Here is an 18,412-nt window from a genome sequence, read left to right on the forward strand (position 1 = left end):
CACGCGTCGCCGACGCAAACCGGCTCGATGCTGCCGGACACCTCGAGCCCTTGCGACCACTCGACGAAGCATCGCCAGAAAGTGCGAAAGTCTCGCACGGAGAGATTGTGTAACGACTGGTAGTTATCGAGTACTTTGCCAGTGTGCGTCTGTAGCGCTGCAGCAAACGCGGTCATTTGCGATGTGACCGACCCCTCGGACGTTTCCTTATAAACTGGAATTCGTCCCGTGGTGACGCGTGTGCACGGCGGTGCGCCGGACAGGTTGCAACAGTCCATTGATAGCTCCATCAATGTATTTTTTTTCAAATCGAATTTGTCGAAAGGGCACGAATGCACCGCTCGTTATTCCACGCAGAGGAAGGCGTCGTGACCATTGCCGACTGCATTGCCCGTCTCCTTTGCGGGCGTGTACCGGGTACCGTGACCGTTGCATTTGCTGTGCCACACGCGATGATTTCGCTCTGGTTCATCGCCGTGCTCTTCCACAGCGACCAGTTCAGATGAAATCCCCTGCACGGCAGACATTCTTCTCATCGACAGATGCGGGGAAATATGGATTGGAGAAGTCACGGATCTTCCAGCCGTGTCAATCGCTCCCGCATTTCTTGATCGCAGGAAAAGTGCAATGATTCGCAGAGCGGAGAAGTAAATTCTGGACATCCAACACGCTGGCTGTAATCGATTTCTCCACGACATGTTGCCGTTCAAGGCAAAACCGCGATGCCCATTCGCGACCTGAGCGTCGAAACGATCTTCTTCTTCAGTCCGTTAGCGCACAAAGAGGTTTTAGATGAGCCAACCCATTAGCAGCGATCTCGATCAGTTGCTAGCGTCTATACATCCCGAACTGAACGAGGGTGTCTACGTATTCGCATCAGTGCCAGCGGAAACGGATGTCGATGCGTTGATGCCTGTTGCGACGTTTCGCGAGAAAGAAGGTCCGACACTTATCGTGGAGGAAGAGATAGCCAAGCGGGCGGGACTGGATGTTCTTTTCCGCTCTGCGTGGATTACGCTCACGGTGCGTTCCGATTTACAGGCAGTGGGTCTGACTGCGGGCTTTTGCAAAAGTACTCGGCGAGGCGGGCATTGGCTGCAACGTGATAGCGGCCGCGCATCACGATCATGTCTTTGTGCCCGTCGATTCGGCGAAGAAAGCGACGGCGCAATTGATTCTCTTGCAGAAGCGTGCGCAAGACGGCACCTGAGCCTGGTCGCCGTCATCATCGACGTGAGAGTCGCGCCTCGTAGACGCGCGGCGCGCTTTACGCTCATTCGTCTCGCTGATTCTCGCTGCGTTGTCCAATCGCATCGAGTTCGGCGAGCGTTGCGTCCGTCAGCTTCAATTCGCCTGCCTGCAAGTTCTCGCGCAGATGCGCAACGGACGACGTGCCGGGAATCAGCAGTATGTTCGGCGCACGATGCAGCAGCCACGCGAGCGCGACCTGCATCGGCGTCGCGCCTAGCTCGCTCGCGAGGTTCGACAGCGCCGACGATTGAATTGGCGTGAATCCGCCGAGCGGAAAGAAGGGCACGTACGCAACGCCTTTGGCCGCGAGTTCGTCCACGAGCGCATCGTCCTCGCGATGAACGAGGTTGTAGTGATTCTGCACGCAGACGATCTCCGCGATGCGCTGCGCTTCGGCAATCTGCGTTGCGGTCACATTGCTCAGGCCGATGTGCCGCACGAGCCCTTCGCGCTGAAGTTCTGCAAGCGCCACGACCTGCTTTTCGATCGAGCCTTCGCTCGGGCTGTGAACACTCCCCATGATGCGCATGTTGACGACGTCGAGCGCATCGACCCCGAGGTTGCGCAGATTGTCGTGCACGCCGCGCCGGATATCGTCCGGCTCGAACGCGGGAAGCCACGCGCCATCATCGCCTCGCACCGCGCCGACTTTCGTGACGATCAGCAGATCGTCGGGATACGGATGCAGCGCTTCGCGGATCAATTGGTTCGTGATGTGCGGCCCGTAGAAATCGCTCGTATCGATGTGATTGACGCCCGACGCGATCGCCTCGCGCAGCACGGCGATACAGGCGTCGCGGTCCTTCGGCGGCCCGAATACGCCGGGCCCCGCGAGCTGCATCGCGCCATAGCCCATGCGGCGAATCTTGCGGCCGGCAAGCGTGAAGTGATTGGCTGACTTGAACTTCGACATGACGCTCTCCTTGTTGAACGCCGCCAGTTTGATCCCGTTGCGCTGTTGAATAAAGCGACCTAAGGTGTACGGGTTGTTGAAAATTTCGAACAATCGACATGGAACTCAACGATCTCGCCGCCTTCTTCTCGGTCGCGCGCGCCGGCGGCTTTCGCGATGCCGCGCGTATCAGCGGCGTTTCGGCATCGAGCCTGAGCATCGCCGTTCGCCGGCTCGAAACGAAGCTCGACTTGCGGCTGCTGAACCGGACCACGCGCAGCGTCGCGCCGACGGAAGCGGGGCAGCGCCTGATCGACAAGCTGACGCCGCTCTTCAGCGAAATGGAAGCCGCGCTCGATGTGCTGAACGTATTCAGGGACAAGCCGAGCGGCACCCTCAAGCTGAACGTGCCGTCGAGCGTGGCGCGCATCGTGTTGCCGTCCGTCATCGCGTCGTTCCTCGATGCGTATCCCGACATCCGCGTGGAAGTGGTGGTCGAGGACGGCTTCGTCGATGTGCTGTCGATCGGCTGCGATGCAGGCATTCGCTACGACGAGCGTCTCGAACAGGACATGATCGCGATTCCCATCGGACCGCGCGTGCAGCGTTTCGCGACGGCCGCGGCGCCCGGCTATCTCGACGCGCGCGGCCGGCCGGAGCATCCGCGCGATCTGCTCGCTCATGCGTGTCTGCGCGGCCAGTTCGCGGGCGGCGCAATGCCGACATGGGACTTCGAGCGCGACGGCGAAGTGGTGCGGCTCGATCCGTCGGGGCCGCTCGTCGTCAGGCCCGGTGCCGCGATCGATCTTGCCGTCAGCGCGGCCGTCGCGGGCGTGGGAGTCATCCATCTGTTCGAGGGCATGTTGCGGCCGCATCTCGACAGCGGCGCGCTGGAGCCGATTCTCGAACCGTGGTGGCAGGCGTTTTCAGGACCTTTTCTGTACTATCCGGGTCGCCGCCATTTGCCCGCGCCGTTGCGCGCGTTCGTCGATTTCCTCAAGTCGCAGGATGCGCCCGATGCACCTTCCCGACGCCGACGATAGAGTTATCCCTTTCGACGGATGGACCGGCCCGCGCGCACGGCCTTCGCTGCCGCGCGATCGTTCCGTCCGTTCGCCCGCAAACCCAATCCGCCGAGGTTCACTGCCATGAAGAAGCTGTTGAACGATCCGACGCGCGTCGTGCGCGAAATGCTCGAAGGCCTCGCGATGCTCGCGCCCGATATCGCGCTGCTGCATGACGCGAACGTCGTCGTGCAGCGCGGTCTCCCCGCGCCGCACGCGCGGCGCGTCGCGGTCATCTCGGGCGGCGGCAGCGGGCACGAGCCGGCCCATGCGGGCTACGTCGGCGAAGGCATGCTCGCGGCGGCCGTGTGCGGCGAAGTGTTCACGTCGCCGTCGACGGATGCCGTGCTCGCTGCGATTCACGCGTCGGCGGGACCGAACGGCGCGCTGCTGGTCGTCAAGAACTACACGGGCGATCGTCTCAACTTCGGCCTGGCAGCGGAACTGGCGCGCGCAGAAGGGATTCCCGTCGAAGTCGTCGTGGTCGCGGACGACGTCTCGTTGCGCAACACCGTCGAACGCGGGCGGCGGCGCGGCATCGCGGGAACCGTGTTTGTGCACAAGGTCGCGGGCGCGGCGGCCGCGGCAAACAGGACACTCGGCGAAGTCGCAGCGCTCGCGCGCGAAGCCGCGAACGCGATCGGCACGATGGGCGTCGCGCTCGACGGCTGTACGCTGCCCGCCACGCGACTGGCGAGCTTCTCGCTCGCGGACGACGAGATCGAGCTCGGCCTCGGCATTCACGGGGAGAAGGGCGTGCAGCGCACGCAGCCGATGCCCGCCGACGAGCTGACGGAGACGCTGCTCACCACCATCGCCGACGATCTGCAACTGGCGGAAGGCGAACGTGTCGTGCTGCTCGTCAACGGGCTCGGCGCGACGCCACCGATGGAACTGGCCGTCGTCGCGCGCGCGGCGATCAACGGCCTTCGGCGACGCGGGCTCGTCATCGAGCGCGCGTGGTGCGGCACGCTGCTGTCGGCGCTGAACATGCCGGGCTGTTCGATCTCGGTGATGCGTGTCGACGACGCGCGCCTCGCGCTGCTCGATGCGCCGACCCGCGTCGCCACGTGGCGGAACACGGGACGCGTGAACGTCGACGGCGCAGTGGGTGTCGCGTCGCATGCGGACGGCGGCGCTGTAGCGGGCGCAGCCACGGCGATGCGTGCCGCGCAACGCTCGACGTTGCAGCATGCGTTCGACGCGGCCGCGCGCGCGTTGATGGGCGCCGAAGCGCGCCTCACCGATCTCGATTCGAAAGCGGGCGATGGCGACCTGGGTTCGAGCATGAAGCGCGCGGGCGAAGCGGTGCTCGCGTTGCCGGATACGGCGTGGCCTTCGGAAGCCGACGCGCTCGCGGAACTCGCCGTGACGTTGCGCCGCGCGATTGCGGGCAGCTCGGGGCCGTTCTATGCGACGGCCTTGCTGCGCGCGTCGCGCCGTCTCGCGGAAAGCCGCGCGCCTTCGGCATCGGATTGGGCCGACGCGTTCGATCTCGCCGTCGGCGCGATCGCGGAACTGGGCGGCGCGCAGCCCGGCGAGCGGACGATGCTCGATGCGCTGCGGCCCGCGGCGGACGCATTCTCCGCCGCTGTTCGCGCCGGCTGGCCGCTCGCCGATGCATGGGCCGTCACCGTCGAGGCTGCGCAGAAAGGCGCGGACGCGACCGCGTCGATGATGCCGCGCGTCGGACGCGCGAGCTATCTGGGCGAGCGTGCCGTCGGCGAGCCGGATGGCGGCGCGGTAGCGGCCGTTTGCTGGCTGCGTGCGCTGACGCCGTTCGTTCGCTAAACCGCTGCTAGTTAAAGGATGCGCAATGGCACCTGATCGCGGATCGGCGTCGATGCGCGTTTACGCGTGCGGCGCGATTGGCAACGGGCCTGGCGGCGAAGCGCCGTCGCTTTGATTTCGTTCACGCTCACCTGGCCGTGCAGATCGGTGTTCGTCAGCCGTGGGACGGCAACCACATGAGCCTTTACGCGATCGCTGCGTTGCGCGTCGGCCTTCGCGACTGCGCGCAACGCATCGCATCGCATGGATGTCACTGCGCGCCGAGCTTCTTGATCAGCGCATCGAGTTGCGCCATTTCGTCTTCGCTCAGATCGGTCAGCGGCGCGCGCACCGGGCCCGCGTCACGGCCGACCAGCTTCGCGCCCGCCTTCACGATGCTCACTGCGTACCCCTGGCGACGATTGCGGATCGCCAGATACGGCAGGAAGAATTCGTCGAGCAGCTTGCCCGTCGTCGCGTGATCGTCGGCGGCGATCGCGCGGTAGAACGCCATCGCTGTCTTCGGAATGAAGTTGAACACGGCCGACGAATAGACGGGGACGCCCAGCGCCTTGTACGCGGCTGCATAGACTTCCGCCGTCGGCAGGCCGCCGAGGTACGAGAAGCGCTCACCCATGCGCCGGCGGATCGTCACCATGCTTTCGATATCGCCCACGCCGTCCTTGAAGCCGATCAGGTTCGGGCACTTGTCCGCGAGACGTTCGAGCGTGTCCGCGTTGAGCTTCGAGTTCGCGCGGTTGTAGACGATCACGCCGATGTCCTTCACTGCGTTGCACACCTGCTCGACATGCGCGGCGATGCCTTCCTGCGGCGCTTCCGTCAGGTAGTGCGGCATCAGCAGCACGCCGCTCGCGCCGAGGCGTTCGGCTTCCTGCGCGTACTCGATCGCGACGCGCGTCGGGCCGCCCGCGCCCGCGAGAATCGGTACTTTGCCCTTGCACGTCTGCGTCGCGGTGCGGATGACGTTCGTATAGTCGGACTTCGTCAGAGAGAAGAATTCGCCTGTGCCGCCCGCCGCGAAGAGGGCCGTTGCACCATACGGCGCGAGCCATTCGAGACGCGCCGCATAGGTGTCGGCGCGGAAGTTGCCGTTGCTGTCGAAGTCGGTGACGGGGAACGACAGAAGGCCTTCGGAAACGATCGCTTTGAGTTCTTGAGGCGTGGTCATGGTTCGCTTTGAATGTCGGTCGATGTGAGGCGGCCATGCGTGCTGGCCGCGTTGCTTCGGCGTTTCGGTCTGGTTCGCTGTCAGCGCACGATCAGCGTGCGATGAGCGCGCGGTTAGCGCGCGGTTAACTCAACATCAGCGCACGAGGCAGGGGCGCTTGTTGTCGAACTTCCAGTTGGGAATCAGGTACTGCATCGCGACGCCGTCGTCGCGCGCGCCCAGTCCATGCTGCTGATACAGCGCGTGCGCTTGTTCGAGCGCATCCATGTCGAGCTCGATGCCGAGGCCAGGCCTCGCCGGCACCTTCACCTTGCCGCCGGCGATCTGCAACGGATCGCGCGTCAGATACTGGCCATCCTGCCAGATCCAGTGCGTGTCGATCGCGGTGATCTTGCCCGGCGCGGCGGCCGCGACGTGCGTGAACATCGCGAGCGAGATGTCGAAGTGATTGTTCGAGTGCGAGCCCCATGTGAGGCCCCAGTCGTTGCACATCTGCGCGACGCGCACCGAGCCTTGCATCGTCCAGAAGTGCGGATCGGCGAGCGGAATGTCGACCGATTGCAACTGGATTGCATGGCCCATCTGGCGCCAGTCGGTCGCGATCATGTTGGTGGCCGTCGGCAGGCCCGTCGCGCGGCGGAACTCGGCCATCACTTCGCGGCCCGAATAACCGTTCTCCGCGCCGCACGGGTCTTCGGCGTAGGCGAGCACATCGTGCTTGTCGCGGCACAGGCGGATCGCTTCCGCGAGCGACCATGCGCCGTTCGGATCGAGCGTCACGCGCGCATCGGGGAAGCCTTCGGTGAGCGCCGTGACCGCTTCGATTTCGGCGTCGCCGGAAAGCACGCCGCCCTTGAGCTTGAAGTCGTTGAAGCCGTAACGCGCCTGCGCCGCTTCCGCGAGACGGACGACGGCCTCGGGCGTCATCGCTTCTTCGGTGCGCAGGCGTTCCCAGTCGTCGCGCCCTTCGGCGCCGCTCGCATACGGCAGGTCCGTTTTGTTGCGGTCGCCGATATAGAACAGATAGCCGAGCATTTCGATTTCGTCGCGTTGCTGGCCTTCGCCGAGCAGCGCCGCGACGGGCACGCCGAGATGCTGGCCGAGCACATCGAGCAACGCGGCTTCGAGCGCCGTCACCGCGTGGATGGTCGTGCGCAGGTCGAAGGTCTGCAGGCCACGGCCGCCCGCGTCGCGATCCGCGAACTGCTTGCGTACCTTGTTCAACGCTGCGTGCAGATTGCCGATGGACTGGCCGACGACGAACGGGCGCGCATCGTCGATGGTCTTGCGGATGTTCTCGCCGCCCGGCACTTCGCCGACGCCTGTATTGCCCGCGCTATCGCGCAGAATGACGATGTTGCGCGTGAAGAACGGCCCATGCGCGCCGCTCAGGTTCATCAGCATGCTGTCGCGGCCGGCGACGGGCACGACGCGCAATTCGGTGACGGTCGGCGCGCCTTGGGTTTGGGATGCGATCGTAGACATGAAAGTCGGTCCTGAGGTTCGGTGCTGGGAGCTCAATGTGTGGGTTCAGCAGACGTCGTGCACGGGGTTGGCTGTGTCTGTGGAATGATTTCGATCCAGTTCGCGCCGCGTCCGCCTTCGCAGCGCGACAGCATGGCAAGCGCGCCTGAGCCCGCGTCGATCGCATAGACGGCGACGTGCGTCGACTGCTCGCCGCACGCGATCAGGAAGCGTCCGCCCGAATCGATCCTGAAGCCGCGCGGTTGCGTTTCAGTGTCGGTATAGCCCGCATATTCGAGCGTTCCGTGGTCCGTCACGCGATAGCCGATCAACCGGCTCGTCGTGCGTTCGGCGACGAAAACGAAACGTCCGTCGGGCGTGAGCTGGATGTCGGCGGCCCAGACAAGTGTCGATGGATCGACTTGGGCGCCCGCAGAGCCCGCAGCAAGCGGACGCGCGCGGCCGTCGTGCAGATGAGCGAGCGCGGGCGCACGCGGCGCGATCGAGCGTGCGGTGAGCGTGCCCGTTTCTGCATCGCGTGCGAAAACGGCGACCGTCGCGCGAAACTCGCTCGATACATAGAGCGTCTCGCCATCAGGCGAAAAGCGCAGATGACGCGGACCGAAGCCGGGCTCGACGCGCACCGTCTGCACGAGTTCGAGCCGCGCATCGGCGGCGCGCTCGACGATCGCGTAACACGACACCGTATCGGAGCCGAGCGACGCGACGTACGCAAAGCGGCCATCAGCGGACGCCACGATCGAATGCGCGTGCTCGATGCCGTCGATCACCTGGACCGGTTCGACGTGCGCGTGCGCATGAACATCGACGGCGCGATACAGGCTCACCGAGTGCTCGCCATACGATGCGCCGAGCAGCCACGCGCCGGACGGCGTCAGCGACAGATAGGCGAGGCTGGATGCAATGGACGTCGTTCGCAGTCGCGTGAGACCGCCCGTGCGTGAATCGACGGAATACGTGACGATGGTTCGCTTCGCTGCGCGTGTTGCTGCGTGGAGCACGCTGCCATCGGCGGAAAGCGCCATCGGCATGACGGCCTCGCCGGCGGGATGACGCGCAATGCACTCGATGCGGCCCGTCGATGCGTCGACACGAAACACGGCAAGATCGCCGTCCGCCGCATTCGAGACGATCGCGAAGAACGATGCGGGAGTTGGGGCGCTCATGACGTGCGTGCGTCCGTTCGACGATTCGATAATTGCGATGAACGCGTCATCGTCATCGTCATTTCCGCTGCTGCCCGATTTCGTGATCGGCGAGATACTCCAGCGCGCGGACCATGCCCGAGTGATCCCATGCGTTGCCGCCGTGCGCCGCGCACGCGTTGAAAAGCGCCTGACAGGTGGCCGTATTCGGCAGCGAAACACCGAGCGCCTGCGCCGTCGAAAGCGCGAGGTTCAGATCCTTTTGATGCAGCTCGATACGGAAGCCCGGATCGAACGTGCGCTTCGTCATGCGTTCGCCGTGCACTTCGAGAATGCGCGACGAAGCGAAGCCGCCCATCAGCGCCTTGCGCACCTTCTCCGCATCGACGCCCGCTTTCGACGCCAGCAGCAGCGCTTCGCCGACGGCTTCGATCGTCGCCGCGACGATGACCTGATTGGCCACCTTGCAGATCTGGCCCGCGCCTGCTTCGCCGATCAGCGAGACGTTCTTGCCCATCATGTCGAAGAACGGCTTGACGGTATCGAACGCGGCTTGCGAGCCGCCCACCATGATCGTCAGCGATGCAGCCTTCGCGCCGACCTCGCCGCCGGAAACGGGCGCGTCGAGGTATTCGGCGCCTTTCTCGCGCACGCGCGCCGCGAAGTCGCGCGTCGCGATCGGCGAGATCGAACTCATGTCGACGACGATCTGGCCTTGACGCAGCTTGCTTGCCACGCCGTTTTCGCCGAACAGCACGCGTTCGACGTCGGGCGTGTCGGGCACCATGATGAAGATCACATCGGCTTTTTGCGCGACGTCGGCGGGGCTGCTGCACGCGAGCACACCCGCTTGCGTCAGCTCATCCGGCACCCCGCTGCGCGTGAAGGCGGCAAGCTCGACACCGTTCTTGCGAAGATTGGCGGCCATGGGCTTGCCCATGATGCCGAGTCCGATGAAGCCTGCTTTTTTCATTCGCTACTCCAGATAGTGTGAGGTGAGGGAGCGTTCCGCTCAGTCCGGCATGAAATGCTTCCGGACGTTTAGCGCGGCGTTGCGCAGAAGCCCCATGTCGGCGCACACGGAAACCAGCGTGCTGCCCATCGCGAGATAGCGTTCGGCGTCCTGCTGCACGGGCGCGAGGATGCCCGAGGCCTTGCCCGCCGCTTTCGCCCGTTCGAACACATGCGCGATGGCCTGCTGGACATCGGCGTGCGCGGGATTGCCGAGCTGGCCGTATGCAGCGGCGAGGTCCGACGGTCCGATGAAAACGCCATCGATGCCTTCGACCGCCGCGATTTCGTCGATCGCTTCGACGGCCGCGCGGCTTTCGATCTGAACGACGACGCAGATGTTCTCGTTGGCGACGTGCAAGTAGTCGGCCACCGTGCCGTAGCGATTGCCGCGCTGACTGATCGACACGCCGCGAATGCCGTGCGGCGGATAGCGCGTGGCGGCCACCGCGCGGCGCGCATCGTCCGCGCTATCGACGAACGGAATCAGGAAATTGAAGAAGCCGAGGTCGAGCATGCGCTTGATGATCACGCTGTCGTTGGCGGGCGGCCGAACCACGGGCGCCGAACGGCTGTCTTTCAGCGCCATCAGTTGGGGGATCAACGTGAGTTCGTCGTTGGGCGCGTGCTCGGCGTCGAGCAGGAGCCAGTCGAAGCCCACGGTGCCCAGCAGCTCGGTCGTGATCGGGCTGGCAAACGACGCCCAGCAGCCGATGAGCCGCTCGCCGCTTCTGACGGCGGCGCGAAAGCTGTTCGGCAGCGGTTGATATGGGGGCGGCGGGGTCATCTCATTCTCCTGTCGGCCAGAGTGCGCGCTTTGTCTCGTGCTCTGGGCCCATGCAAGCTGATTGCCCGGCTGGGGAGCCAGGCGCCGGAACATGGTATGTTATAGGACGTCTGAACACAAGATAAGTCGTCAGTTGACCTGGAGGAAGGCTGGTAAACCCTGAGTTTGGCCCCGCGGCATCCGCTATAGGAGTGTAAGACGGCCGCGCTCAAGGGTACGCGTATGGCTACATTTGTGAAAGAGGTCGTACGATGACCGATGCCGACCGGAGGGTGAATGGAGAAAGAACAGCGCGCCCACGACGACTTTCCGAAGAGCCGTTTCCTCATCGGCTGGCCGGTGGACCTTCCGCTCAGCTAGCGGCGTCGCCGCGAAAAACGGATCGCCAACGCGCGACCATCAGATGCGCCGCGCGAAAAAAAAGCGGCCACATGCGGGCCGCTCTTCTGATTACGCTCGATGGGTCACGTCGTGCGAGTCGCCGCTTCTTCCGCCTGAGCGCTGGCACGGCGCAAGCGCTCGCGGCTGCTCGACAGATGCATGCGCATCGCGGCGCGCGCGCCGTCGGGGTCCTTGCGCGCGATCGCGTCGAGAATGTTTTCGTGTTCGAGATTGACGCGCGCCATATACGCGTTGAGATCGCTTTGCGCGAGCCCCGGTGAATCCACGCGGTGCCGCGGAATCAGCGCCGTGCCCAGTTGCGTGAGGATGTCGACGAAATAGCGATTGCCCGTCGCGCTCGCAATCGAAATGTGGAATCGCAGGTCGGCGGCCGTGCTGTCGCCGCCTGCGCGGCTCGCCTCTTCGACGGCGTCGAGCGCCTCGCGTATCTTCGCGATGTCGCGTTCGCTCGCGCGTTGGGCCGCGAGGCCCGCGCATTCCGTCTCGAGGCTGATGCGCAATTCCAGCACCGAGAGCACATCGTTGAGCGTGGTCGCGGGGACCATCTCGAGGCCCAGCGGCTCGCGACGCGGTTCGAGCACGAAGCTGCCGATGCCGTGGCGCGTTTCGATCACGCTATTCGCCTGCAGCCGCGAAATGGCTTCGCGTACCACGGTGCGGCTCACGCCGAGCAACGACATCAGAGTGGTTTCCGTCGGCAGTTGATCGCCGGGCTTGAGCGCGTGCGATGCAACCTGCTCGTTCACATAAGCGACGACCTGATCAGCAAGACTCCCGCGTGGTCGCCTCGGGGTCGAACCTGGTGCTGCAGACGCGGCCATGAAACGCTCCTCGGGGATTCAGATTTGTCTTCATTATACGTTGTCCTACAACGCGAAAGCGGCGTAGTTACGAATTGACTGGCCGCAAAAAGGCGAATACATGCCGGTTCGTATCGCTATTCGTGGCGTCATCGCGCGTCTCGTCGGACATCGCATTGCAAGCTCTCCCTCTACGCCTGACGTCCGTTTTGTTGCAGCAGCAAGCATCCGCAATCCGGCTCACGCATCTCCAGAACGATGCGCGGTGAACACGCGAGCGACACAGTCCGTGCCGGGCACACGTACCTGCGATCTGCGTTCGCCGTGCGGTATATTGCGAGCCTCATCTGCAGCGCACATGAAGTGGGGCAATTCCGTCGCCTTGCCGTCCGCGAGCCGGGACGGTTCTCATGTCGCCAGACCGCTATCGGAACCGTATGCCAGCCTTTGATCTTCGCACCGTCATTCTCATGTCGTCAGTCATGCCCGGGCTGATGTCGCTCGTGATGTTTTCGCTTGGACGTGGCTTTCCGGCGAACATTCGAGGCGTCGGGCATTGGGCGTCGGGGGCGTTGATCGTGTCGGTGTCGGCGATCATGCTTGCGCTGCGCGGCGGCATCGCCGACTGGCTTTCGTTTCTCGTCGCCAATGTCGGCATGATCCTCGGCACGGGGCTGTGGATGATCGGCAGCCAGCTGTTTTTCGGGCGCCGTCCGTCGCGGCGCTTCATCGCCTTGCTGCTGATCGTCGGCGTGATCGCGATGAGCTGGACGACGTGGGTGCAACCGTCCGCGGCGGGCCGCACGCTGTGGATGTCGGTGATCCTGACCTTGACCTACGGAATGCATTGCGTCGTGATGCTGCGTTTCGGCAGCGGCAGCAACACCGCGCTGTTCGTCGGCTGGATGCTGCTGGTCCAGGCGGCCGTGACGGCCGCGCGAGTCGCGACGATGTTCGTGCCGTCATGGGCGAACGCCGGGCTCTTTTCGGATGACATCTTCCAGAAGATCTATCTGACGACGAGCGCGCTGATGTCGCTGACAGTGACGGTCGGCCTGCTGTTCGCTGCGATGGACCGGCTTCGCAATCAGCTCGAACAGCAGTCCTTCATGGACCCGCTAACGGCCTTGCTGAATCGCCGCGCCTTTCTGAGCGCGCATCAGCAGGAACGCGAAAAGACGATGCGCACAGGCGGACTCCTTTCGCTGATCCTGATCGATCTCGATCACTTCAAGCAGGTGAACGACACGTACGGGCACGCGACGGGCGATCGCATCCTGATCGATTTCGCCCGACGCGTCTCCGACATGCTGCCGGAGCATGGCCACTTTGCACGCTGGGGCGGCGAGGAATTTGCGGTGCTGCTGCCACGCGCGCAGCCCGATGAGGTGAGAGAGCAGGCCGAATTCATCCGGCGACGGGTCGAGCAGAAAGAAGATGAGTCGCTGCCCGGCTATACGTGCAGCATCGGCGTCGCGTGCATGGCCGCTGCCGACGCGACGATCGAGCAACTCGCGCGCGATGCCGACGAAGCGCTGTACGGCGCGAAGCGCGGCGGTCGAAACTGCGTCCGAATCAGCGATCATGTGATCCTGCTTTAGACGCGTCATTGCCGCGAACGCAATGAAAACGCGAATTGGCGCGGCGCGCGTCAGCGGCTCGCGGAACGGGCTGCGTCCTGTAACGGGCGCGTTGTCGATCCGGGCGATGAATGTGGGCGCAACGATAATCGGCGTCATCCTGCAGCGCGAACGGCGCCGCAAAGACGCTCGTTCCAAGCTGTTGCCGTCGCGTGGCTTCCGTCATTTCTTCTTCTTGACCGCTAATTCTTGACCGCTAACGCTTGAACGCGAGGCCCGGCTGCAACGCAAAACGGCCCGCCGGGTGGCGGGCCGCTGAAACAGCACCGGTGCTTAGCTGGCGTGTGCCGGCTTAGCTGTCGGCGTTCGCCGCAATGAAGCTCGAAAGCGCCGAGTACGGCTGGCTAATGGGAGTGCCGTTGATCATAATGCCGTACGTGTTGTTGCCGCTGTCCAGCACGTAGTACATCACAGACTGGATATTGTGGCTCTTTCTCGACCGGTAGTAGCTTGCCAGAGTCGACGAAATATAGGCCGCGCGGTAATCCTCGGTTTTCTCGGGACCCGTATTCCATTCGGAGATGATGAACGGCACACCGTATCGGGCCTTGCAGTAGGTCGGCAGATCAAAGCCCGGACCTGCACCGTCGACGCCGATGTTGAAGATGTTGCCGTACACTTCGTAGTTGTGCCACGTCGTGACGTCCCAGCGCACTTTCGGATAGCCGCCGCTGCCGTCCGGCTGCATGCCGTCCCACAGCGCATCGGCTGCGCCGACGTCCGCAACGCAGAAGTTGATCCCGCACTTCGCCGACGGTTGAACCGACTTCACGCCGTCGATCATTCCGCGCATCACGCCGCGCATGACCGGCCAATTGGCGTTGTTGAAATCGGAGGCCTTCGTTCCCGCGTACGTGAAGTCCATGACAGTTGCGTCCTGTCGCGTCAGTTCATTTCCGCATTCATAAAGCGTGACGCCATACGGCTGGAGCGCTTTTGCGACCGCCATGCCGACCGCGAATCCACGGTTGTATGCGGCGCCTTCGCCGGGAAGCAGCTTGCCGGTTGCGTCATAGACGCCCTGGTTGACGAGAACGAACAGCGTGAGTCCAGCTGCCTGGAAGGCCTGCGCCAGCTTCGCGACGGCGTTCAATTGCAGCGGGTCGTCGGTACATCCCACGCGATACGACGTGCAGCCCATGTTCTTCAACATCGCGACGAGTTGCGCCGGCGTGTACGTGTAGTCGAAGTGTCCGTTGACGCCGTAAAAACTCCCGGCCGTCGTCAGCGACGTAGCAAGGCGCGGGTCGTCACACGGCAGCCATCTGTCGAGGTCGGCGAGTACATAGAACTGCCCGCCCGTGCCGCGATGCCAGATCTTGCCGCCGTACCACAGCAGAAGCGAAACGTTGTACGTGTTGCCGACGGTCGCGCGGTTGCGGTAAATGACGCCATTGACGACCGTCCAGATCGCGCCCGTCTTGTCGATGATGTACGTGGCGGAAGGAATGGTCGTGCCGTCGGCCGAAGTGCCACCGAGGCGCGGATCGTTGCAGGCGTTCCATGAAGAGCCGTTCCATCCATAGAACTGGCCGCCCGTACCCTGGTGATAAATGCTGCCGCCGAACCAGAGCAGCAGCGACACGTTGTAGGTGTTGCCGACGGTCGATCCGTTTCGATAGATCACGCCGTTGACGACGGTCCATACCGCGCCGGACGTATCGATGATCTGCGAGGCAGGGGGAATCGTGGTGCCGTCGGCGGAGGTGCCGCCGCCGCCCAGACGCGGATCGCCGCTCGCGAACCAGGTGGTCCCGTTCCACGCATAGAACTGGCCGCCCGTGCCCTGGTGATAAACGGTGCCCCCGTACCACAGCACCAGCGTGACGTTGTAGTTGTTGCCGGCCTTTACGCCGTTCAGATACACGGAACCGCCGGACAGCGTCCACACGGAGCCGTTGTTGTCGATGATGGACGACGCGGACGGAATCGTCGTGCCGTTCGCCGATGCAGCGCTTGCGCGGGCCGTCGATTTGGCAACGGGCGAGTCGCCGCTGATGCCTTCACCGCCACCGCCGCATGCGGTCAGAATGTAACTGCCCCCAAAGGAAGTTAGGAGTCCGAGAAATTGACGTCGTTTCATCATGGCTAACAAAGTCCTCGCCGTGAAGCTCACCGGCAGAAGTTGCGTAATTCGTCTGGGAGATGCGAGGAAAAGCGCAGATCGTCCGCTTCAGGGTTTGGAATTCCTGAAGCGCAAACGTTTGACCGACGCGGTGCGTTCCCGTGACAAGTTAAAAGAGTGCGGCAGGGGCACCCCTGTCCGCATTACCGTCTTGCAGGCAATAAGTACCTCAATGTCCGTAAAGCAGCAAATGTCACAGACTCGGGCAGCACTAAAAAGCAATGAATCGGTATTTAATGCCGTTCAATCAGTCTGAACAGCGCAAAGTCTACCGGGTTCTAGCGATTGTGCGTAATATCATAAGAAAAAACAAAGCAACCACACGGATTCGCCGCATTGGAGAAGTGTTTTGCGCGATGTGCGTTATGCTAAGCGGGTCTTTGCCGAATGATTTGGAGTGCGACCCCTTAGATAAGAATCGGGCAATTTAACCGGCAAGAAGACGGCGAATTATTACCGATTTCGGCATTGAAGGGAGCAAGTATTTTTTTCGGCCGATGGATCGCCTTGGTTGTGGCAGCGCAGGTTTTACCGAGGCGCCATTACCCGCAACACGGGATGTCCGTCGACGCTCTTCAGCGGGAAGTAGACACGATGCGTCGATGGATCGACAGCCACCACATGTGCGTTGGGTCCGATGCTGCCTTCGCCGATCTTCGACACAGCTGACGAACTCGCGGCAAACATCGACACGATGCCTGCCTCGCCCGCAACGTACAGCGTGCGCGAACCGGGATCGAACGCGAGCACGTCGGGATCACGACCGACATCGAACGATTGAACGACCTGCTTCGTGAGCAGGTTGAGCGTCAGCAGTTTGGCGTTGTCTTCGCAGGCAATAAACGCGAGATGCAATTGCGGATCAATATAAAGACCGTGATTGCCTTTAGCGCCAGGCAAATCAATGCGAGCGACGATCGCATCATTCGCTGGATCGATTTCGACGAGCTGTCTTCGCGTCTGCACATTGACGAAGATATGATGCGACGCGGCGTCGTACTGCGTATTGCCTGCTTCGCCGCCGAGGGGAATCGTGTTGATGCGTTGATTGGAGCGAGTATCGATCACCGTTTCGGTCCCGCCCGTCTCGTCGGAGACGTAGAGCTTCCCGGATTCGGCCGCATAGGCCATTCCGTCCGGATAGATGCCACCCGGCATGCGTGCGGTGATTTTCAACGTGGCTTCGTCGATGGCCACGATCTCGTTCGTGCCCGTCGCGGACGCGTACACACGCGACAGTTCGGGAACGACGAGTACGCCGTGCACGGCAGCGATGTTGCCGATGCGTGCGACGACGCGCGAAGCCTGCGTATCGAAGACGATCACTTCGCTGTCGCCCAGATGCGCAATGAACAGCAGATGCCGGCCCGGGTCAGCGCTTTCGTAGTCGAGCCGCGATGCGCGGCCGGGCAACGGAATGTCGGCGACGTGCGTCAACGGCAGATTTGCCGCCGCGGGTTTTTCAGCAGCAGTTGCGGTGTGGTGCACGATCGATGCCACCGCCGTGACCATTGAAGCGACGACGATCACCAGGGCAATGCGAAGACGAATCGTGTCGATCGGACGGATCATGAGTAACCTCCGTCGGGCCTGACAGCTATGCGCGCGTGCCTCGACATGCCGATAGGTTAGCGCATTCCGTTACGCGTGCCTGAGGACTCGATGACGTTGGGGCGCGCAGAGCGTCGGCGCAACTCGAACGTGGTGTGAAGCGCGAGCCCGATCGCCGCGCCGATTAGTTCTGCGATCACGAAGCCGGGCACGCTGGACGGTGCGATGCCCGCGAAGCTGTCCGTGAACATGCGGCCGAACGCTGCGGCCGGGTTGGCAAACGACGTCGACGCTGTGAACCAGTACGCAGCGCCGATGTACGCAGCGACCATGATCGACGCGCGCGCAGCCGGTGCGCGCAGGATAACGAACAGCAGGCCGGCCGTGGCCACGGCTTCGGCAATCCATTGCCCGGTTCCCGCGCGGATCTTGCCCGACAACTCGACGATGGGAAGATCGAACATCGCGTGCGCGAGCCATGCGCCGAGCAATGCGCCGATCATCTGCGCAGCGATGTACGGCAGCAATTCATGTGCAGGCAGTTCGCCACGCAATGTCATGACGATGCTGACGGCGGGATTGAAATGCGCGCCGCTCAATGGCCCGAAGACTTCGATCAGCACATACAGGCCGCCCACGGTCGCCAGTGTGTTGGCGAGCAACGCAATCGCGACGTTGCCGCCCGCGAGCCGCTCGGCCATGATGCCGGAGCCGATCACCACGGCGAGCAGCAGCGCCGTGCCGATCAGCTCGGCGAGAACCTTGCGCTTGAGATCGATCACTGCCGTCATGATTCGGAAATCGCCGTGAGCGCTCTTTGGAGTTCGTCGTTACTCATCGCTTCAAGTGGCAGCGCGAGCAGTTGCAACATCCGATATCCGATTGCCTGACGGGTGAGCTCGAACGCAACGCGCTTGCCCTCGTCGCCGCCGGGCGCAACGGACGGGTCCGCATAGCCCCAGTGAACCTTGACGGGACTGCCTGGCCAATAGGGGCACGTTTCCGCAGCCGCACTATCGCAGACGGTAATGACGATGCGCATCGCAGGCGCATCGTCGCGCGCAAACTCGTCCCAGCTCTTGCTGCGATAGCCGCTCACGTCGATGCCCGCTTGTGTGAGCGCCTCGACCGCCAACGGATTCAGGCGGCCGCCCGGCGCGCTGCCTGCGCTGAATGCGCGCACGTCTTTGCTGTGCTTCGCGGCGAGATGATTCAGCATGGCCTCGCCGAGCACGCTGCGGGCAGAGTTGTGCGTGCACAGGATCAGTACGTTGGTCGTCATAGGTTGCCCGTCGTATTA

General features: G+C 63.2%; 15 protein-coding genes and 1 pseudogene. 5 read left to right on the top strand and 11 right to left on the bottom strand.

Features of this window, described 5'->3' with window-relative positions; all coding sequences use genetic code 11:
- The first annotated feature begins 368 nt into the window (after nt 1-368).
- Together AB4Y32_RS19910 and AB4Y32_RS19915 are read left to right on the top strand one after the other, a co-directional pair.
- Entirely contained in the window at nt 369-506 is a 138-nt protein-coding gene (locus AB4Y32_RS19910; RefSeq protein ID WP_368722992.1) for a hypothetical protein, read from the top strand.
- 286 nt (nt 507-792) lie between these two features.
- Nucleotides 793-1,210 (top strand): annotated as a pseudogene (locus tag AB4Y32_RS19915) (ACT domain-containing protein).
- Between the two features lie 63 nt (nt 1,211-1,273).
- On the opposite strand, the gene AB4Y32_RS19920 reads toward AB4Y32_RS19915, so the two are convergent.
- Nucleotides 1,274-2,164, bottom strand: a complete 891-nt coding sequence (locus tag AB4Y32_RS19920) for an aldo/keto reductase family oxidoreductase (RefSeq protein WP_368722993.1) — start codon at nt 2,162-2,164, stop codon at nt 1,274-1,276.
- A gap of 98 nt (nt 2,165-2,262) precedes the next feature.
- On the opposite strand from AB4Y32_RS19920, the gene AB4Y32_RS19925 reads away from it, so the two are divergent.
- Complete coding sequence (locus AB4Y32_RS19925) at nt 2,263-3,186, top strand: LysR family transcriptional regulator (RefSeq protein ID WP_368722994.1); 924 nt, start codon at nt 2,263-2,265, stop codon at nt 3,184-3,186.
- Between the two features lie 105 nt (nt 3,187-3,291).
- Nucleotides 3,292-4,998 (top strand): dihydroxyacetone kinase family protein, encoded by a 1,707-nt coding sequence (locus tag AB4Y32_RS19930; protein ID WP_368722995.1) that lies wholly within the window; start codon nt 3,292-3,294, stop codon nt 4,996-4,998.
- A 250-nt stretch (nt 4,999-5,248) separates the two neighbouring features.
- Here AB4Y32_RS19930 and kdgD read toward each other — a convergent pair whose 3' ends face one another.
- From kdgD to AB4Y32_RS19960, 6 genes are all read right to left on the bottom strand, one after another.
- Nucleotides 5,249-6,166, bottom strand: a complete 918-nt coding sequence (gene kdgD / locus AB4Y32_RS19935; RefSeq protein WP_368722996.1) for a 5-dehydro-4-deoxyglucarate dehydratase — start codon at nt 6,164-6,166, stop codon at nt 5,249-5,251.
- Nucleotides 6,167-6,301: 135 nt separating this feature from the next.
- A complete protein-coding gene (gene gudD, locus AB4Y32_RS19940; RefSeq protein ID WP_368722997.1) occupies nt 6,302-7,651 on the bottom strand; it encodes a glucarate dehydratase in 1,350 nt (449 codons plus the stop codon).
- 32 nt (nt 7,652-7,683) lie between these two features.
- On the bottom strand, nt 7,684-8,817 hold the full coding sequence (locus AB4Y32_RS19945) for a lactonase family protein (RefSeq protein ID WP_368722998.1): 1,134 nt from the start codon (nt 8,815-8,817) through the stop codon (nt 7,684-7,686).
- Between the two features lie 58 nt (nt 8,818-8,875).
- Nucleotides 8,876-9,769 carry a 2-hydroxy-3-oxopropionate reductase gene (locus tag AB4Y32_RS19950; RefSeq protein ID WP_368722999.1) on the bottom strand — a complete coding sequence of 298 codons (894 nt, stop codon included), beginning with the start codon at nt 9,767-9,769 and terminating at the stop codon, nt 8,876-8,878.
- A 39-nt stretch (nt 9,770-9,808) separates the two neighbouring features.
- Entirely contained in the window at nt 9,809-10,594 is a 786-nt protein-coding gene (garL, locus tag AB4Y32_RS19955; RefSeq protein ID WP_368723000.1) for a 2-dehydro-3-deoxyglucarate aldolase, read from the bottom strand.
- A 464-nt stretch (nt 10,595-11,058) separates the two neighbouring features.
- A complete protein-coding gene (locus tag AB4Y32_RS19960) occupies nt 11,059-11,817 on the bottom strand; it encodes a FadR/GntR family transcriptional regulator (protein WP_368723001.1) in 759 nt (252 codons plus the stop codon).
- A 449-nt stretch (nt 11,818-12,266) separates the two neighbouring features.
- Between AB4Y32_RS19960 and AB4Y32_RS19965 the strand changes: the two genes are divergently transcribed.
- Nucleotides 12,267-13,397: a GGDEF domain-containing protein gene (locus tag AB4Y32_RS19965; protein WP_368723002.1), complete on the top strand. Its 1,131-nt coding sequence runs from the start codon at nt 12,267-12,269 to the stop codon at nt 13,395-13,397.
- A 331-nt stretch (nt 13,398-13,728) separates the two neighbouring features.
- Here the strand turns inward: AB4Y32_RS19965 and AB4Y32_RS19970 are convergent, their stop codons facing one another.
- The 4 genes from AB4Y32_RS19970 to AB4Y32_RS19985 form a co-directional block, all read right to left on the bottom strand.
- Nucleotides 13,729-15,522 carry a hypothetical protein gene (locus AB4Y32_RS19970; RefSeq protein ID WP_368723003.1) on the bottom strand — a complete coding sequence of 598 codons (1,794 nt, stop codon included), beginning with the start codon at nt 15,520-15,522 and terminating at the stop codon, nt 13,729-13,731.
- Nucleotides 15,523-16,089: 567 nt separating this feature from the next.
- Nucleotides 16,090-17,133: a hypothetical protein gene (locus AB4Y32_RS19975; protein ID WP_368723004.1), complete on the bottom strand. Its 1,044-nt coding sequence runs from the start codon at nt 17,131-17,133 to the stop codon at nt 16,090-16,092.
- Between the two features lie 56 nt (nt 17,134-17,189).
- Nucleotides 17,190-17,903: an aquaporin gene (locus tag AB4Y32_RS19980; RefSeq protein WP_439899812.1), complete on the bottom strand. Its 714-nt coding sequence runs from the start codon at nt 17,901-17,903 to the stop codon at nt 17,190-17,192.
- Nucleotides 17,900-18,394: an arsenate reductase ArsC gene (locus tag AB4Y32_RS19985; protein ID WP_368723005.1), complete on the bottom strand. Its 495-nt coding sequence runs from the start codon at nt 18,392-18,394 to the stop codon at nt 17,900-17,902. Before AB4Y32_RS19985 ends, AB4Y32_RS19980 begins: the two co-directional genes overlap by 4 nt.
- Nucleotides 18,395-18,412: the final 18 nt, after the last annotated feature.

This window comes from Paraburkholderia phymatum (assembly GCF_040965635.1).
In the GTDB taxonomy this organism is placed as follows: domain Bacteria; phylum Pseudomonadota; class Gammaproteobacteria; order Burkholderiales; family Burkholderiaceae; genus Paraburkholderia; species Paraburkholderia phymatum_B.

Excerpts from the sequence above, each read along its gene's own strand:
- AB4Y32_RS19920 (WP_368722993.1), bottom strand. The coding sequence starts at position 2,164 with ATGTCGAAGTTCAAGTCAGCCAATCACTTCACGCTTGCCGGCCGCAAG.
- AB4Y32_RS19975 (WP_368723004.1), bottom strand. The coding sequence starts at position 17,133 with ATGATCCGTCCGATCGACACGATTCGTCTTCGCATTGCCCTGGTGATC.
- AB4Y32_RS19950 (WP_368722999.1), bottom strand. The coding sequence starts at position 9,769 with ATGAAAAAAGCAGGCTTCATCGGACTCGGCATCATGGGCAAGCCCATG.
- AB4Y32_RS19965 (WP_368723002.1), top strand. The coding sequence starts at position 12,267 with ATGTCGTCAGTCATGCCCGGGCTGATGTCGCTCGTGATGTTTTCGCTT.
- AB4Y32_RS19970 (WP_368723003.1), bottom strand. The coding sequence starts at position 15,522 with ATGATGAAACGACGTCAATTTCTCGGACTCCTAACTTCCTTTGGGGGC.
- kdgD (WP_368722996.1), bottom strand. The coding sequence starts at position 6,166 with ATGACCACGCCTCAAGAACTCAAAGCGATCGTTTCCGAAGGCCTTCTG.
- AB4Y32_RS19930 (WP_368722995.1), top strand. The coding sequence starts at position 3,292 with ATGAAGAAGCTGTTGAACGATCCGACGCGCGTCGTGCGCGAAATGCTC.
- garL (WP_368723000.1), bottom strand. The coding sequence starts at position 10,594 with ATGACCCCGCCGCCCCCATATCAACCGCTGCCGAACAGCTTTCGCGCC.
- AB4Y32_RS19945 (WP_368722998.1), bottom strand. The coding sequence starts at position 8,817 with ATGAGCGCCCCAACTCCCGCATCGTTCTTCGCGATCGTCTCGAATGCG.
- AB4Y32_RS19925 (WP_368722994.1), top strand. The coding sequence starts at position 2,263 with ATGGAACTCAACGATCTCGCCGCCTTCTTCTCGGTCGCGCGCGCCGGC.
- gudD (WP_368722997.1), bottom strand. The coding sequence starts at position 7,651 with ATGTCTACGATCGCATCCCAAACCCAAGGCGCGCCGACCGTCACCGAA.
- AB4Y32_RS19960 (WP_368723001.1), bottom strand. The coding sequence starts at position 11,817 with ATGGCCGCGTCTGCAGCACCAGGTTCGACCCCGAGGCGACCACGCGGG.
- AB4Y32_RS19980 (WP_439899812.1), bottom strand. The coding sequence starts at position 17,903 with ATGACGGCAGTGATCGATCTCAAGCGCAAGGTTCTCGCCGAGCTGATC.
- AB4Y32_RS19985 (WP_368723005.1), bottom strand. The coding sequence starts at position 18,394 with ATGACGACCAACGTACTGATCCTGTGCACGCACAACTCTGCCCGCAGC.